Source organism: Paenarthrobacter aurescens (assembly GCF_041549525.1).
GTDB lineage: Bacteria > Actinomycetota > Actinomycetes > Actinomycetales > Micrococcaceae > Arthrobacter > Arthrobacter aurescens.
In genome coordinates this window covers 4,176,125-4,191,198 of sequence record NZ_CP157456.1, presented here as the reverse complement: position 1 = coordinate 4,191,198, position 15,074 = coordinate 4,176,125, and the positions used below count along the sequence as shown (strand labels likewise).

The 15,074-nt window shown below is 62.4% G+C and carries 17 protein-coding genes and 1 pseudogene; 12 read left to right on the top strand and 6 right to left on the bottom strand.

Annotated features, from left to right (window positions below; genetic code table 11):
• Positions 1-10 precede the first annotated feature (10 nt).
• Genes ABI796_RS19480 through ABI796_RS19470 form a run of 3 tightly spaced genes read left to right on the top strand, consistent with a single transcriptional unit; the run spans position 11 to position 4,175 of the window.
• Complete coding sequence (locus ABI796_RS19480) at positions 11-2,401, top strand: bifunctional salicylyl-CoA 5-hydroxylase/oxidoreductase (protein WP_141284283.1); 2,391 nt, start codon at positions 11-13, stop codon at positions 2,399-2,401.
• 2 nt (positions 2,402-2,403) lie between these two features.
• Positions 2,404-3,762 carry an aromatic acid/H+ symport family MFS transporter gene (locus tag ABI796_RS19475; protein ID WP_141284281.1) on the top strand — a complete coding sequence of 453 codons (1,359 nt, stop codon included), beginning with the start codon at positions 2,404-2,406 and terminating at the stop codon, positions 3,760-3,762.
• 8 nt (positions 3,763-3,770) lie between these two features.
• Positions 3,771-4,175, top strand: coding sequence for an acyl-CoA thioesterase (locus tag ABI796_RS19470; RefSeq protein WP_141284279.1), 405 nt, complete (start codon positions 3,771-3,773; stop codon positions 4,173-4,175).
• Here the strand turns inward: ABI796_RS19470 and ABI796_RS19465 are convergent.
• Positions 4,159-4,692 (bottom strand): hypothetical protein, encoded by a 534-nt coding sequence (locus tag ABI796_RS19465; RefSeq protein WP_141284277.1) that lies wholly within the window; start codon positions 4,690-4,692, stop codon positions 4,159-4,161. The two genes, ABI796_RS19470 and ABI796_RS19465, sit on opposite strands and share 17 nt — an antisense overlap.
• 341 nt (positions 4,693-5,033) lie before the next feature.
• Between ABI796_RS19465 and ABI796_RS19460 the strand changes: the two genes are divergently transcribed.
• Both ABI796_RS19460 and ABI796_RS19455 read left to right on the top strand, forming a co-directional pair.
• Entirely contained in the window at positions 5,034-5,267 is a 234-nt protein-coding gene (locus ABI796_RS19460; protein ID WP_246095834.1) for a hypothetical protein, read from the top strand.
• 96 nt (positions 5,268-5,363) lie between these two features.
• Complete coding sequence (locus ABI796_RS19455) at positions 5,364-6,263, top strand: PaaX family transcriptional regulator C-terminal domain-containing protein (RefSeq protein ID WP_246095833.1); 900 nt, start codon at positions 5,364-5,366, stop codon at positions 6,261-6,263.
• 65 nt (positions 6,264-6,328) lie between these two features.
• Here the strand turns inward: ABI796_RS19455 and ABI796_RS19450 are convergent, their stop codons facing one another.
• The gene (locus ABI796_RS19450; protein WP_174754567.1) at positions 6,329-7,111 is read right to left on the bottom strand and encodes a VOC family protein; all 783 of its coding nucleotides are present in this window, start codon (positions 7,109-7,111) and stop codon (positions 6,329-6,331) included.
• Positions 7,112-7,322: 211 nt separating this feature from the next.
• The gene (locus tag ABI796_RS19445) at positions 7,323-7,964 is read right to left on the bottom strand and encodes an NADPH-dependent F420 reductase (protein WP_141284271.1); all 642 of its coding nucleotides are present in this window, start codon (positions 7,962-7,964) and stop codon (positions 7,323-7,325) included.
• Between the two features lie 82 nt (positions 7,965-8,046).
• Between ABI796_RS19445 and ABI796_RS19440 the strand changes: the two genes are divergently transcribed.
• Both ABI796_RS19440 and ABI796_RS19435 read left to right on the top strand, forming a co-directional pair.
• Positions 8,047-8,385: a hypothetical protein gene (locus ABI796_RS19440; RefSeq protein ID WP_246095832.1), complete on the top strand. Its 339-nt coding sequence runs from the start codon at positions 8,047-8,049 to the stop codon at positions 8,383-8,385.
• On the top strand, positions 8,375-9,079 hold the full coding sequence (locus ABI796_RS19435; protein WP_141284269.1) for an HAD family hydrolase: 705 nt from the start codon (positions 8,375-8,377) through the stop codon (positions 9,077-9,079). The genes ABI796_RS19440 and ABI796_RS19435 overlap by 11 nt, the downstream gene beginning before the upstream one ends.
• Before the next feature lie 67 nt (positions 9,080-9,146).
• Here the strand turns inward: ABI796_RS19435 and ABI796_RS19430 are convergent, their stop codons facing one another.
• Complete coding sequence (locus tag ABI796_RS19430) at positions 9,147-9,530, bottom strand: hypothetical protein (protein ID WP_141284267.1); 384 nt, start codon at positions 9,528-9,530, stop codon at positions 9,147-9,149.
• Positions 9,531-9,660: 130 nt separating this feature from the next.
• Positions 9,661-10,272 carry an NADPH-dependent FMN reductase gene (locus ABI796_RS19425; protein WP_141284265.1) on the bottom strand — a complete coding sequence of 204 codons (612 nt, stop codon included), beginning with the start codon at positions 10,270-10,272 and terminating at the stop codon, positions 9,661-9,663.
• 186 nt (positions 10,273-10,458) lie between these two features.
• Between ABI796_RS19425 and ABI796_RS19420 the strand changes: the two genes are divergently transcribed.
• From ABI796_RS19420 to ABI796_RS19400, 5 genes and pseudogenes are all read left to right on the top strand, one after another.
• The gene (locus tag ABI796_RS19420) at positions 10,459-11,622 is read left to right on the top strand and encodes a Re/Si-specific NAD(P)(+) transhydrogenase subunit alpha (RefSeq protein WP_141284263.1); all 1,164 of its coding nucleotides are present in this window, start codon (positions 10,459-10,461) and stop codon (positions 11,620-11,622) included.
• Positions 11,622-11,918 (top strand): annotated as a pseudogene (locus ABI796_RS19415) (NAD(P) transhydrogenase subunit alpha); the annotation flags it as partial. The gene ABI796_RS19420 and the pseudogene ABI796_RS19415, both read left to right, overlap by 1 nt.
• A 119-nt stretch (positions 11,919-12,037) precedes the next feature.
• Positions 12,038-13,411 (top strand): NAD(P)(+) transhydrogenase (Re/Si-specific) subunit beta, encoded by a 1,374-nt coding sequence (locus ABI796_RS19410; protein WP_141284261.1) that lies wholly within the window; start codon positions 12,038-12,040, stop codon positions 13,409-13,411.
• Positions 13,412-13,534: 123 nt separating this feature from the next.
• On the top strand, positions 13,535-13,789 hold the full coding sequence (locus ABI796_RS19405; protein ID WP_246095830.1) for a hypothetical protein: 255 nt from the start codon (positions 13,535-13,537) through the stop codon (positions 13,787-13,789).
• A gap of 122 nt (positions 13,790-13,911) precedes the next feature.
• Complete coding sequence (locus ABI796_RS19400) at positions 13,912-14,259, top strand: hypothetical protein (protein ID WP_141284259.1); 348 nt, start codon at positions 13,912-13,914, stop codon at positions 14,257-14,259.
• A 74-nt stretch (positions 14,260-14,333) separates the two neighbouring features.
• Here ABI796_RS19400 and ABI796_RS19395 read toward each other — a convergent pair whose 3' ends face one another.
• Complete coding sequence (locus ABI796_RS19395; protein WP_141284257.1) at positions 14,334-14,969, bottom strand: hypothetical protein; 636 nt, start codon at positions 14,967-14,969, stop codon at positions 14,334-14,336.
• Positions 14,970-15,074: the final 105 nt, after the last annotated feature.

Genomic DNA, 15,074 nt, shown 5'->3' with positions numbered 1-15,074 from the left:
AGCACTAGAGATGAAAATCGCAATCGTCGGAGGCGGCCCCGGTGGCCTGTACTTCGCAGCCCTGATGAAGCAGTTGGACCCGTCGCACGACATCACCCTCTGGGAACGTAACGCTGCCAGCGACACCTTTGGCTTCGGCGTCGTGTTTTCCGATGAAACGCTGGGCGGCATCGGCAACGCCGATCCCGTGGTGGCGGAGTACATGAGCCGCCGCTTCGCCCGGTGGTCCGATATTGACATCCATTTCCGCGACCAGATGATCACGGTGGGCGGCCAGGGCTTCGCCGCCATGAGCCGCAAGGAACTGCTGGAGCTGCTCCAGCGCCGCTGCATTGAACTGAACGTGGACGTACGCTTCAGCACCCTCGCCCCTGCCGTTGAAGAGCTTGAAGCCAACTACGATCTTGTTCTGGCCGCGGACGGCATCAACTCCCAGATCCGCGCCAAGTACGCTGACTCCTTTAAGCCCAACCTGGACCCCCGGACCAACAAGTTCATGTGGCTCGGCACCAACCAGGTCTTCGAAGCCTTCAAGTTCTTTGTGAAGGAAACCGAGTGGGGCGTCATGCAGATCCACGGTTACCCGTACTCGGATGAAGGTTCCACGTTCATTGTGGAGATGCACCAGGACGTGTGGCACGCGGCCGGTTTCGACGAGACTGCCAACGAGGTCTTCCCTCCCGGCGTCTCGGACGAGAAAGCGATCGCCAAGATCCGCGAGATCTTCGCAGAGGAACTGAACGGCTACGAGGTCCTCACCAACAACTCCAAGTGGATCAACTTCACCACGGTCCGCAACGAGAGCTGGCGCCACAACAATGTGGTGCTGCTGGGCGACGCCGCCCACACGGCACACTTCTCCATCGGTTCCGGCACCAAGCTGGCCATGGAGGACTCGCTGGCTCTGGCCGCTTGCCTGCACGAGCACCCTGACGTCGAGTCGGCGCTGGCTGCATATGAGGCAGAGCGTCGGCCCGTGGTCGCGTCCACCCAGCGCGCGGCACAGGCATCGCTTGAATGGTTCGAGCGGATCGGTCAGTACAAGGACCAGGACCCCACGCAGTTCGCCTTCAACCTGCTTACCCGCAGCCGCCGCATCACCCAGGAAAACCTGCGCCTGCGTGATCCTGAGTTCGCCGACGCCGTGGACCGCCACTTTGCATCGTCGCAGGGACTGAGCGAGGTGGCTCCCGCCATGTTCCAGCCGTTCCGCATCGGCGGGCTGGAGCTGAAGAACCGGATTGTGGTTTCCCCCATGGACATGTACTCCGCCACGGATGGCGTTCCGGGCGACTTCCACAAGGTCCACCTCGGTTCCAAGGCCCTGGGCGGTGCCGGCTTGGTGATGACCGAAATGGTCTGCGTTTCCGAAGCGGGCCGCATCACCCCCGGCTGCAGCGGCCTCTACACGGATGAGCAGCGGGACAGCTGGAAGGAAATCGTAGACTTCGTTCACAGCCGTTCCACCGCCAAGATCGGCGCCCAGCTGGGGCACTCCGGCCGGAAGGGTTCCACCAAGCTCATGTGGGAAGGCATCGACCAGCCCCTTGACTCCGGCAACTGGACCGCCGTCGGCCCTTCCGCGCTGCCGTACAGCGCCGGGAACCAGACTCCTGTGGAACTGGACCGCGCCGGCATGGAGTCCATCAAAGCCGAGTTCGTCGCCTCCGCTGTCCGTGCTGACGAGGCAGGTTTCGACCTCCTGGAAATCCACGCCGCCCACGGTTACCTGTTGTCCTCCTTCCTCTCGCCGGTATCGAACAAGCGGACCGACGAGTACGGTGGCAGCCTGGAGAACCGGCTGCGGTTCCCGCTTGAAGTGTTCGACGCCGTTCGCGCGGCTTGGCCTGCAAGCAAGCCGCTGACGGTACGCATCTCCGCCACGGACTGGATTGAGGGTGGCAACACCTCCGACGATTCCGTGGAAATAGCACGTGCTTTCGTGGCACACGGCGCTGCCGGCCTGGATGTTTCCACCGGACAGGTGGCCAAGGAAGAGAAGCCCGCTTTCGGCCGCAGCTACCAGACCCCGTTCGCGGACCGTATCCGTCAGGAAGTTGCCGCTCCGGCAGGCGCGGCTGTGATCGCCGTCGGCGCCATCTCCACTTACGACGACGTTAACTCGATCCTCCTGGCGGGCCGCGCGGACTTGATCGCCCTGGGCCGTACGCACCTCTACGATCCCCAGTGGACGCTGCACGCTGCAGCGGAGCAGGAATACCAGGGCCCCGGTGCTGATTGGATTCCCCAGTTCCGTGCCGGCCGCCGCAAACCCCCCAGCTCACGCACCGACGCTGTCCGTCCGCGCTTGAGCCTGCTCAAGGAAGTGGACATGGACGAGAACAACACCCACCTGCGCTGGACTCCCGAGTCAGCCACGGCATCGGTTCTGGTGAAGTAGCCATGGCAACTGCACCCGTCAACAACTGGAACGTGCCCAAAAAGACCACCGGCCTGGTGTTGTTCTGCTGCTGGCTCGCGATCCTCGCCGAAGGCTATGACGTAGGCGTCCTCGGTGCCATCCTTCCGGCCCTCGCCGAGTACAAGGAATGGAACCTTTCGCCGCTCGCTTTGGGCGGATTGGGGTCATATGCCTTGATCGGCATGCTTATCGGTGCCCTCTTCATCGGCACCTTGAGCGACCTTGTGGGCCGCAAGAAGATGCTCCTGGCTTCCATGGCGATCTTCACTCTCACCCAGGCAGGTGCCGCTTGGGCACCCACCCCGGAGCTCTTCGGCCTCTTCCGGCTGATCGGCGGCCTGGGCATGGGCGGTGTCATCCCGGTGGCAGCAGCGTTGACCATAGAATACTCGGCACCGAACAAGCGCTCTTACAACTACGGCCTCATGTACTCCGGCTACTCGCTGGGTATTGTTGCCGCAGCCCTGGCCGCCCTGTTCGTTCTGCCCCTGGGCGGCTGGCGTGCAGTCATTGCCATCGGTGCAGCACCGGTGGTCCTGATCCCGATCATCTGGAAGTTCCTGCCCGAATCCCTGGAGTTCCTGGAATCGAAGGGCCGGAAGTCCGAGGCCAAGGCCTTGGCCGCCAAGCTGAACATCTCCAACTACAAGCCAGTTGTTGCCGTGGCCCCCGTAGCGGGCATGCAGGCTGACCCATGGTGGAAAACCATCACCACCATGTTCTCCCGGAAGTACCTGCGCTCCACTGTGTTCTTCTGGATCTCGCTCTTCTGCGGCCTGGTACTGGTCTACGGCCTGAACACCTGGCTGCCGAGCATCATGAAGAAGGCCGGCTACGACCTCGGCTCCTCCCTGACGTTCCTGCTGGTCTTCAGCCTCGCCTCCGCAATCGGCGGCCTGCTCCTGGGCCGCGCTGCGGACAAGTACGGCAAGAAACTCATCCTGGTGGTGTTCTACATCCTGGGCGGCCTGGGCATTATGCTCCTGGTCTTCCCCAACACCATGGTGGTGAACCTGCTGTTCGTTGCCTTCGCCGGCGTCGGTTCCATCTCCACATCCTTGGTCCTCACCGGTTACATCGCCGACTACTACCCGGCCAAGGTCCGTGGCACGGCGACGGGCTGGGCACTGAGCTTCGCCCGCCTCGGCGCCATCTCCGGGCCGCTGATTGGTGGGTGGATTGCAGGGTCCAAGTTGCCCTTCGAAGCCAACTTCGCGATCTTCGCCGGTATTGCAGTACTGGCCGCCGGCGCTGTGGCCATGATTCCCAAGCCACAGCCTGAGGTGCCGGTTGCCGCCGTCGACGTCGATCCCGACGACGCCACCGTCAGTGCCCGCTAGGAGCAATCATGGACAGCTTTCCGGAGGCGTGCGTCGAGCGAACGGTGGAATGGGTGGACACCGACGCCTCCGGACACCAGCACAATTCGGCCATCCTGCGCTGGGTTGAGGCTGCGGAGGCCGAGCTGTTCCGAAAGTTGGAGCTGCCGGACTATTTCCCCAACGCTCCGCGGGTGCAGCAAGTCATCAACTACAAGGCCAAGCTGTGGTTCGGCCAGCGCATCACCGCCACGGTGAAGATTCAGGCGCTCGGCCGGACCTCGCTGACCATGGCTTTTGATGTAACGTCCGACGCCGGTGAGGTTGCCGCGTACGGGACGGTCACCACGGTGCATGTCCCCAACGGCACCACGACTGCAGAACCCTGGCCGGTGCCGTCCTGGCGTGGGGGCTTGGTTAGCGCAGGCCCTTGAGGATGTTCTTGGGGCGCTGCATCTCGCCGTGCTTGGCACCAAGGACGATCACCCAAGCTGCGAATGCCGGGATGGCCCACTGGAGTGCTTTCAGCTGGGTTTGGGCTGACTTCAATTCATCCGAAGCGCCCGCGCGGGGTTCCGTGGCTCCTTCGGCGCCTTCCTCCGAAAGCTCATCAACCTTCTTGCCCACCACGCCTGCGTACAGGGTGACGGCTGCTCCGGCCAGAGTTACCACGGTCTTGTAGATGGTGTTCGAGGCGACGCTGTCCTGCTTGGCGATCCGGCCTTTGTTCTCCCAGGCTATGGCCAGATCCGCAGCCAGGTGTCCTGCGAAAGCTGCAGTCTGAACAGGAGCCCATTTACCCCAGCCCTTGCTTGAAAGGCGGGTGCGCTCGGTGGGGTCTTTGGCTTCTGCTGCGGCACCGTTAAGTCCAATGGCGCCCATCAGTGAGCCGCCGAACCATGCAGCGGCGGTGAGGTCGTGAATGGAGCGGGCTACGAGATTTCCTGCCATGATGTGCTTCCTGTCGTTGATACGGAAAGGACCTTCCGAGGCGGTGGTGGCCTCGAATCAGCGTGGTTCTATAGTAAGCATGCTTACTAAGGTGCGGCCAGTCGGCTGGATCCTGGAATGCGGTGGTCAGCTTTCGGTTCACGTTCATCCTGCGTTCCACTCCGGCTACGCACATTGACGGTTACGCTTAGCCGGTGGAGCACCTCTATGCGATTCTCGCGTGCATAATTCTTGGCTGTTTGGCGGTTTTCCAAGTGGCACTGGCAGCCGGTGCGCCACTGGGACGGTTTGCCTGGGGTGGGAAACATGAGGTTCTGCCACAAAAGCTGAGAGTGGGGAGCGTGGTCTCGATCGCGCTGTACGCCCTCTTTGGGTACACCGCTCTGGCGAAGGCGGGACTGGCGCCGGTACTCGTCAGTGAACCCTTTACCCATATCTTCATGTGGGTGCTTACGGCCTACTTCGCTGTGGGCGTCTTCATGAACGCGATCTCCCGGAGCAAGCCTGAGCGTTTCGTCATGACTCCAGTGGCGCTGGTTCTTGCGGTTCTCTTCCTTCTTCTTTCACTGGGTTAATCCTGTTGGGCTAAACGCGCACCAGGGACGCACACGTTCCCCGACGCTGCAGGTACCTATGATGAACTGGACTGGCGCCGGAACTTCGGCGCGGAAATGAGGATCCTTTCGATGTTCGCCGTCCCGGCACCCCCGGTGCGCCACCAGCAACTGCTCGTCACCATTTTTGGCCTCTACGGGCGAAATGCAGGCGATGCTTTGCCTGTCTCAGCGTTGATCTCCATGCTGGGCTCCCTCGGGTACGATGCTCCGGGCGTGCGGTCCTCAGTCTCCAGGCTCAAGGCCAAAGGCGTGCTGAAGAGTGTCCGCGAGGGCGGAATCGCCAAATACAAAATCTCCGAGTCCATCAGTGATGTGTTCCGGGAAGGTGACCGCAGGATCTTTGCCCCGGAGCAGCCCGCGCCCGTGGACACCTGGGTGCTGGCGGTCTTCTCCGTGCCCGAATCCATGCGGAACCGCCGGCACCAGCTGCGGTCCGCCTTGCTGGCCCTTGGCTTCGGTTCCGTAGCCAACGGTGTGTGGATCGCCCCCGCACACAAGTTGGAGCAAGCCCGGGAGCGGCTCACAGCAAGCGGGCTGATCGAGTTCGTGGATCTTTTCCGGAGCGACTACGTTTTTGACGGCCCCATGCGGCCCAAAATTTCCGAGTGGTGGGACCTCAAGGAACTCGATCAGCAGTTCACCGAATTCCTTGAACTCTACGAAGGTGCGGAGCAGCACTGGACCGGGCTTGTGGGCAGTGACCCGGAAATCGCCCTGGCTGAATCCACCGAAGAGCTGCGACGCGACGCCTTCCGCTATTACATTCCCATGCTCACCATGTGGCGCAAGTTTCCGTACCGGGACCCGAATCTCCCCGCTGACTACTTGCCGCCCGAGTGGCACGGTCCTGCCGTGCGCAGGACTTTCCAGGCGGTCCATCGTTTGGCCGCCCCGCTCGCCGCGGCCCATGCGCATGAGGTCATAGCCGAGGCCCTGAACCCGGCTGCTGCCTGAACTTGCCTGCTGTCTGAACTTGCTTGCTGCCTCAGCCCGCTTGCTGTCTCAGGGCGGCCCCGCAGTTACTCGCCGATGCGGGGTGCGTCGATGATGCCGAACACCTCACCTTGCGGCGCTTGAATGATGGCCATGCGTCCCAGTGCCGTCTCGGTGACGGGCATCAGAAGGCTGGAACCGAGCTCCACGGCCCGGTCCGCAGTGCCCTGGACGTAGTCGCTGGCAAACCAGGTCAGCCAGTGGTTGGGGGTGTTGGGGGCAAGGTCAAGGTCATGCTGAACCCCGCCCACTTCGCGGCCGTCCAGCGGCCTGCGAATGGTGGAGTACGTCAGGCTTTCCTTGCTGACATCCTGGTAGCTGACATCGAAAACCTCGGCGTAGAAGGACCGCGCTGAGGCGAAGTCGCGGGTGCGGAGCTCGTTCCAGCACAGTGTGCCGTGCTCATTGACGCGTTCGGCGCCGATGTGAGTACCTGCCTGCCACACGCCGAAGGTTGCGCCAACGCTGTCAGCTGCCAATGCCATCCGGCCGGATTCCATGACGTCAAAGGGAGGAGCTATCAGCTCTCCACCGGCTGCGCTGATCTTCTTGGCGGTGACATTGACGTCATCTGATGCGAGGAACGTTATCCACACGGTGGGCGCGCCCGGATCCTGCTTGGGCCCCACGCCCGCCACCGCACGCCCTCGGACGTGTGCGAGGGAGTACTCACCGGCCTCCGGATCTCCGGGAGTGAAGTCCCAGCCGAAGAGGTCTGCGTAATAGCTTTTCGCAGCTGCGAGGTCGTCCACACCCAGGTCCACCCACATGGGCGTCGCCGCAGGCCAGTTGGAAATTTTGGTGGACATGGAACTCCTCGGAAATAGGGCGCTAAGGGGCAGCTGCCTCCCCGAAAGCCCGATGCGCCGGGCCTCCGGAGAGGCAGCCACCCATAAAGTGCACCCTGGTCCCGATTCGTGACACATTTTCGGTCCACATTTCGTGGCGCCCGAAGTCCGCGGCACCACATAGAGGTGCGGCGGCAAGCGTAAGCCGCTTACCGCCGTCGTGCGTTCCGGGTTAAACCGTGCGCGTTGCCTTGGCGAGATTCTCGCGGAGTTCGTCCGCGTTCTGGCGGATGACGTAGGCCGGGCGGTCCCGCTCTACGCGCCAGCTGTCCTCCAGCGGCCCGATGTTGACGGTGTCGAAGCCGAACTCGTCATAGAGCTTGGTGACGAGCTCGGCTGCTTCGGAGAAGTCGCTCGAGGTAGCCAGGGCACGACGGTTGGGAGTGCCTGCCGGGGTGCCGTCGGTGGTGATGTCCTTGGCGAAAATGTGGTTGAAGCCCTTGGCCACCTTGGAGGTGGGCAGGTGCTTCTGGAGCAGGCCGGAAGTGGTGGCTTCGCCGTTATCCAGCTCGGCAATGCGGCCGTCGCGCTCCCAGTAATAGTTGTTGGTGTCGATTACGATCTTGCCCTCAAGCGGCTCCGCGGGGATGTCCTTGTAGTTCTTCAGGGGGACGGTCACGACGGCGAAATCACCAGCCGCTGCTGCCTCGCCTGCTGTTGCGGCCCGGGCACGCGGCCCGAGTTCGGTCACCAGCTCACTGAGGGTTTCCGGCCCTCGGGAGTTGCTCATGACCACGTCATAGCCGAGTTCTACCGCTTTGCGGGCGACTTGGCTGCCAATGTGTCCTGCACCGATGATTCCGATTGTTGTCATGCCTGTGCCAACAACAAGTTGCACACGCCTATTTCCCGCGTGACGCAATATTACTGAGAGGTTTATACTAAGTAGTCTTACTATGCTGTTTGGCATCGAAGACGAGGAGGTACGGATGGCCGGGCATTTGGAACTGGTTGAAACGCCTGATGGGGAATTTCGGATTCTGATGGTGGACGGCGACGACGTGTTGATGGGCCTGTCCAAGCAGTTTTCCACTATGGATGAGGCTGTTGAGGGAGTCGCGGCGATCCGTGAGGTGGCGGGGACGGGGCTGCTGCGGCCCGCATCGGCTGAGCGGTATGCCGTGCTCATGCTGGAAGAGCCGGTGATCGATTCCGCGCTGGCCGCCCAAGGCGCGCAGGCGCAGTCACGGGCGCAGGCGCAGACTCAAGCGGAGGTGGTCAACTGTGGCGGCTGACGGGCCAGGCAAAAAGAAGCACGGCGTTCTCTTCGATGTGGATGGAACGCTGATCGATTCCAGCTACTTCCATGCAATGGCTTGGTGGCAGGCGTTCCGGCGTGAAGGCCTGGACATTGAAATGTCCGCCATCCATCGCCGCGTGGGAATGGGAGGGGACAAGCTCATTCAGAGCCTGGTCCCGGACTGCACCGAGGACATGCAGGAGGAACTCAAAGCCGGGCATAGTGCCGTGTTTTCCACGTTTTGGCCTTCCCTGCGGACCTTCGACTCCGTTCGCGACCTCCTGGCCGCATGCTCGGACGCAGGGCTGGCAGTGGGATTGGCGTCCTCGGCGCAGGAGCGCGATCTTGAAGTGAGCAGGCACCTTCTTGACGCCGCGTCCTCCATTGATGCGTGGACCAGCTCCAATGACGCCAAGGAGAGCAAGCCGGCTCCGGACATTCTGGAAGCGTGCCTGGAGAAGCTCGGGCTCGGTCCGGAGGATGTGGTGTTCGTGGGCGACGCCGTGTGGGATGTAAAGGCCGGCGCTGCGATCGGGGTGCCCGTGATCGCTTTGACCTGCGGCGGAATCAGTGAAGCCGAACTGCGCGACGCCGGTGCCGCGGAAGTCTATGACAATCCGCGGCACCTCTTGGAGCACTTGGAAAGCAGCATGATCGGCAAACTCATGACGGGTTCACTGGACGCCTAGCTTTCCTGTCCGCGCGGCGCATCTCGCTGCCTGTTTCGCCGTTGTGGCTAGCGCCCCGCTGTTGTGGCTAGCGGGGCTCGTGGCTGATGCCCTTGTCCCGTCCGCGCCGGTTCCGCGCGGTCCAGATGATCAGCGCAATGATGATCACCGCCGCGACTCCCGCCAAAACATAAGGAACGACGTCGGTGCGCGTCTGCTCCTGCTGTTCTGTCTCGCTGGTGCCTGGGTTGGCCGGTCCGGTGCCGGCGGGATTCGAGACGTCGGTTGTCGGTTCCGCCGTTGGTGTGGCAGTGGATGGCCCGGAGGGATTGCTGGGTTCCGGCGATGGCGTGGTGGTGGCGGCGACGCTACCCTGCGTGCCCACTACTGCGTTGGCCGCAACGGTCGTGGAGAGTGTGGCGCCGGCGAAAAGGACCAAAGCAAGGGCGGTCATGGCTAATCTGCGAAGCATCGTTCCTCCTGGTTTACTCGCATGATTCCTCGTAAAGTAAGCATACTGACTAAACCTGGACTGTGGATGGTTTGCTGCGGTGCCGCCCGCACCATGCGGCCCGCCACGCGAGCGGCACCCGAACGTGGTGCTACCGCGTGAGCTTGGCGGAATCCGGTTCCTGATCACCAATGTGGCCCGGTGCGTTGGCGGCGAGGACACGCTGGACAAATGCGCTGTATTCCTCCATATAGTGCCGCAACAGCCCAGCCGTTGCCTCGTCCTTAACTGAACCGTCGTCGTCGTACGCGTCCGCGACGAAGCGGATGTAAGCCTCCGGCGCATTCAGCTGCGGCGCGTCCAGGAAGCTCAGGACGCTGCGCATGGAGGACTGCATCACGGCCGTTCCAATACCGCCCGGCGAGGCTCCAATGATTCCCGTGGGCTTGCGGGCGAAGGAGTTGGTGCCCCAAGGGCGTGAACCCCAATCGATGGCGTTCTTCAGTGCGCCAGGAATGGAGCGGTTGTACTCCGGGGAGATGAACAGGATGCCGTCCGAGGCGGCGATGGCATCCTTCAGGTCCCGTCCCGCCGGCGGGAAATCGGAATCGTAATCCGAGCTGTACAAGGGAAGGTCTTTGATGGCGATCTCATGGAATTCCAGTTCCGGCGGAGCCACACTGATAAGGGCCTTGGAGAGGACCCGGTTGATGGAATTGCTCGCCAGGCTTCCGACGAAGTAACCGATTTTGAAGGTGTCCATAGTGGCGTTCCTTTCCGACGGCACGGCCGGACCGGCTCGTCGACGGTGTTGGTGACTGGTTGCTCCCAGCTCCCACCGACCCTAGTGGACTTATGCACATAGCGCAGCCCCCTACTCCCGCGCGGCCCCCCGCAGTCATAGACTCATGCCAACTGAGTTGTGGAGGCTCCGGAAAAGGGGTGGCGGGTGAAGGCAGGCATAGCGCGCGAGAGGCTCGACGGTGAGCGACGAGTGGCCGCAACACCGGACACGGTGAAGCAACTGGCAGGGCTGGGCCTTGAGGTTGAAGTGGAGTCCGGGGCGGGTCTGGCATCCGGCCACAGCGACCAGGACTACGCCGCTGCAGGGGCCACCGTGGTGCAGTCACTGGACCTTGGGTCCTTGGACGTTTACTGCCACGTGCGTCCCATGGAACCGTCGACGGCGGAAGCTCTCCGCCGCGGATCAGTCACCGTGGGGCTGGGGTCGCCAGCCTCGGAGTTACCCACAGTGCAAGCGCTCGCAAGCGGGGGAATCACCTCCTTTGCCCTTGAACTGGTCCCGCGCATCTCTCGCGCCCAGTCCATGGATGCGCTGACTTCGCAGGCCCTGGTGGCCGGCTACCGCTGCGTCCTCGAGGCGGCCATGAGGCTCCCACGTTTCTTCCCGCTGTACATGACGGCGGCGGGGACCATCCCGCCCGCCCGCGTGCTGATACTCGGGGCCGGAGTAGCTGGTTTGCAGGCAATCGGAACTGCCAAAAGGCTCGGCGCCCGCGTGTCAGCCAACGACATCCGGCCAGCATCGGCAGATGAAGTGGCATCCATGGGAGGGACATTCATCAAGCTGGACCTGGAAACGGCCGAGGCTTCCGGCGGCTATGCCAGGGAACTCAGCGCGGACCGGGGTGCCCTGCAAAGGGCCCTTCTGGCACCCCACGTAGCTCAGGCAGACGTCCTGATCACCACTGCAGCGGTACCTGGCAGACGTGCCCCGCTCCTGGTAACGCGGGAGATGGTCCAGGGCATGCGGCCCGGTTCCGTAGTGGTGGACCTTGCAGCGGAATCCGGCGGAAACGTGGAGGGAAGCATCCCCGGCCAGGACCTTCCCATCCCCACCGGAGACGGCCACGGCACGGTGACACTGGTGGGAATCAAGGACGCGGCATCGGCAATGCCCGCTGATGCCTCACGTTTGTTCGCAAAAAACGTGGCCAACCTGCTGGCCCTCATGACACGGGATGGCACAGTTTCCCCAGACTTCTCGGACGAAGTTGTTGCCGGCACATGCCTCACCCATCATGGCGATGTTCGGCACATGCCCACTGCCGAAGCACTCGCCGCACAACCCCGCAGTGAAGGAGCGCGCTGATGGACGGCATGAGCCTTCTAACGATTACTGTCCTGGCTGTGTTCGTGGGCTTTGAGGTTGTTTCCAAGGTTTCGAGCACCCTGCACACGCCGCTCATGTCCGGTGCCAACGCAATCCACGGCATCATCTTGGTGGGAGCCATCATCGTGGCAGGGCAGGCCTCCGATCCCTGGGTGCTGGCGGTGGCCCTGTTGGCTGTTGTCCTTGCCACGGCCAACCTCGTCGGCGGCTTTGTGGTGACCGACAGGATGCTGGAGATGTTCCGCGGACGGCAGCGGCCGGCGTCGGGCACTGGGAGAGCGGGAGGCGTAGGCGGTCATGGCCGCGGTCCGGACATAAGTGCCGGAGACCCAGGAAGTCCCGGTGTTCTTGGTGGGGCCGGCTCCGTAGAGCCGGCGGAGAAGGAGCGCAGGCCATGACGCTTCTGAACCCCACATGGACGGCGCTTCTCTACCTTGCCGCGGCGGCCTGCTTCATCCTTGCGCTGAAAGGCCTGAATTCACCGCGGACTGCCCGGCGCGGCAACCTGATCGGGGCATTTGGTGCACTGCTGGCTGTGGTGACGGTATTTGTTTCGGTCAAGCTGGACAACATTCCGTGGATTCTTGGGGCAATTGCTGTGGGTTCGGGCATCGCCGCGCCGGTTGCCCGCCGAGTGCAGATGACGCAGATGCCGCAGCTCGTGGCACTCTTCAACGGTGTGGGCGGTGGCGCGGCGGCCTTGGTGGCGTTGCTGGAACTCTCCCACACGGCTGATCCGTGGGTCCGCCTGGCGATTGTCTTTACGTTGCTGGTGGGCGCTGTGTCCTTTGCCGGGTCCGGGGTCACCTTCGCCAAACTGCAGGGGCTCATGACCACCAGGCCCGTCACGTTCCCGGGCCTGCCCGCCCTGATGGCAGTGGTGTTGCTGGCCGCGGTCGGAGCCGGGATTGTGGTGATCCTGAGCGGTTGGTTGGCCTTGGCACAGGTTCTGCTGCTGTTGGGGCTGGTTGCCGGAATCCTGTTGGTGCTCCCGGTGGGAGGCGCGGACGTGCCGATTGTCATTTCCCTTTTGAATGCCTTCACCGGCTTGGCGGTCGCGGCATCGGGTCTGGTGCTGGGCAACGTTCTTCTGGTGGTGGCGGGCACGCTGGTGGGGGCTTCGGGCACCATCCTGACCCGCGCCATGGCTGCCGCGATGGGACGCAGTGTTGCGGGCATCATGTTCGGGGCCTTCAAAGGTGGATCCACCGCGGGCTCAACTGCAGTAAGTGAGCGGCCCGTGAGGTCCTCCAGTCCGGAGGACGTGGCAGTGTTGCTTGGTTATGCGCAGCGGGTGATCATCGTTCCGGGATACGGCCTGGCAGTGGCACAGGGCCAGCACACCGCTGCCGAGCTTGCCCTTGCCCTCGAAGCACGCGGAATTGAGGTGGACTTCGCCATCCATCCCGTGGCCGGACGCATGCCGGGCCACATGAACGTGCTCCTGGCTGAGGCCAGTGTGCCGTACGAGTCCTTGAAGGAGATGAGCGAGATCAACTCCGAATTCAAAACCACCGATGTTGCGCTGGTGGTGGGCGCCAACGATGTTGTGAACCCGGCCGCTAAGACCACATCCGGCTCGCCGATTTACGGGATGCCCATTCTGGAAGTAGCCGACTCCCGGCAGGTGGTGTTCCTCAAACGCTCCATGCGTCCCGGTTTTGCCGGGATTGAAAATGAGCTGCTCTACGAACCCCAAACCACCCTGCTGTTCGGTGATGCCAAGGATTCGCTGACCAAGGTGCTCGGCGCGGTGAAGGCGCTCTAGTAGAGGAGACGAATCTCTCTTCAATACGGCCGTGAATTTTCGTCATGGAGTGAGCCGCTACGGCACACGACTTGTACAGAAACCTTTCAAGGAATACTTGTACGGCTGGCGAGGAGTCACCAATTGCAGAACGGTAAAAAGGATTCGCTGTTTGGGTCGCGCTTCGGCTTCGCCCGGGGCAAGAGGGTCACCAATTGGAGGTTGCTGGTTGGGCACACAGTCCAGATTTGGCAGGACAACCACATCTTGGATCAGGGCACGGTGGAAGCGGTGACTGCCGACGGAACGGTGTTGTGGCTTGCTCAAACAGGGGTCATACAACGGCGACTGGTGATGAAAGAACGGGGCACCGGCCTTTGGGTCCGGCTCATGAACTGAGGTCCCGGACGGTCCGGAGTGAAGCGTCGGGCCTTCCGGGGAAGCATCGGCGGTCCTATGCTGGCTGAACCGAACAAGCTGAACCGAACAAGCTGAACCGCATATCCAAGCGAGGCTGCGTCATGACCGTGAAACTGAACAAGAAGGCTTTCGACCACGCGAAGCACCTGATCGGCGACGGCAAAGTGGTCAAGGACAACCGCGATGCTTGGAGCGAGCACGCTCCGGACACCAAGGACGAGAACGACTTTCTGGATAAGCATGGCCACGCCGAGTACTCCAAGTGGTTCCTTGGCGTGGACGACGAGCATCCGAAGGACCAGAAGGGCCACTACAAATTCCCCATCGGCGACTTCAGGAAAATTCATCGATGCGGCGTGATCTCGGCAGAGAGCAGGGCCGGCCAGTACAACCACGATGACATTCGTGATGCCCTAAAGAAGCTTCTCGAAAAAATCGACGAGGACTGAACTCCGTGGCCAGGCTCATCTATTCGGCCATCATGTCCTCGGACGGCTACATGGCTGGAGGCCCGGCTGCCGTCCTATGACTCTTTGGTTTCGGCGAAAAGCTGCCTGAGGGTGAAGAAGCAACCGAGGGCGCCAAACAGGAGCGCCAGCAGGAAGTCCCCTATGTAGCCGCCAATGAAGTCCGGGTTGTAGGCAAAGTTGTCCGCCATGAGGGCCCACGGCTCAGAGCTCATCACCATAGCCAGGGGCTCGCGACCAAGAAATTTCACGGCGTCCAGCCAGACTCCGCCCAAGAAGGAAACCAGTGCTGTAGCGGCGGTGACCACAGCCACCACCCAAACACCCTTGCGGCTCAGGGCGCCGGCTCCCACAACATAGAACTTTGCGGCCATGAAAGCCGCTGCGTAGGTGACCAGGGATGTCATCCATCCGAAGTTCCAAAGGATCATCCACAGAATGACGCCAATAGGCAGCGCGGCCAACGCGAACAAGGTGCCCCGCCCGATGTCCTCCTGACCGTTGGGACGGCTCGCCTGGGAGTTGAACTGAGCTGGCTGGGCAGCTTGCGCGGACGGTGCAGCTTCCGGATGCCACGACGGGACTTCAGGACCCTGCCCGGCAGGAAGACGGACTCCGAATCGAGGTTCCGGGGCCGGATTGGAGTTCGGTCCGCCGAATTCGGGCGCGTTGGATGGTGTGTTGTCAGACATGGGTCCCCCACTGAAGAAAGAAAGAGTGCGATGCGAAGTGTCGGAGAAATCTTCGCATGGCGTACGCACCCTTCCTGTCTTAGCAACCGCAAGAGCTCGAATGTG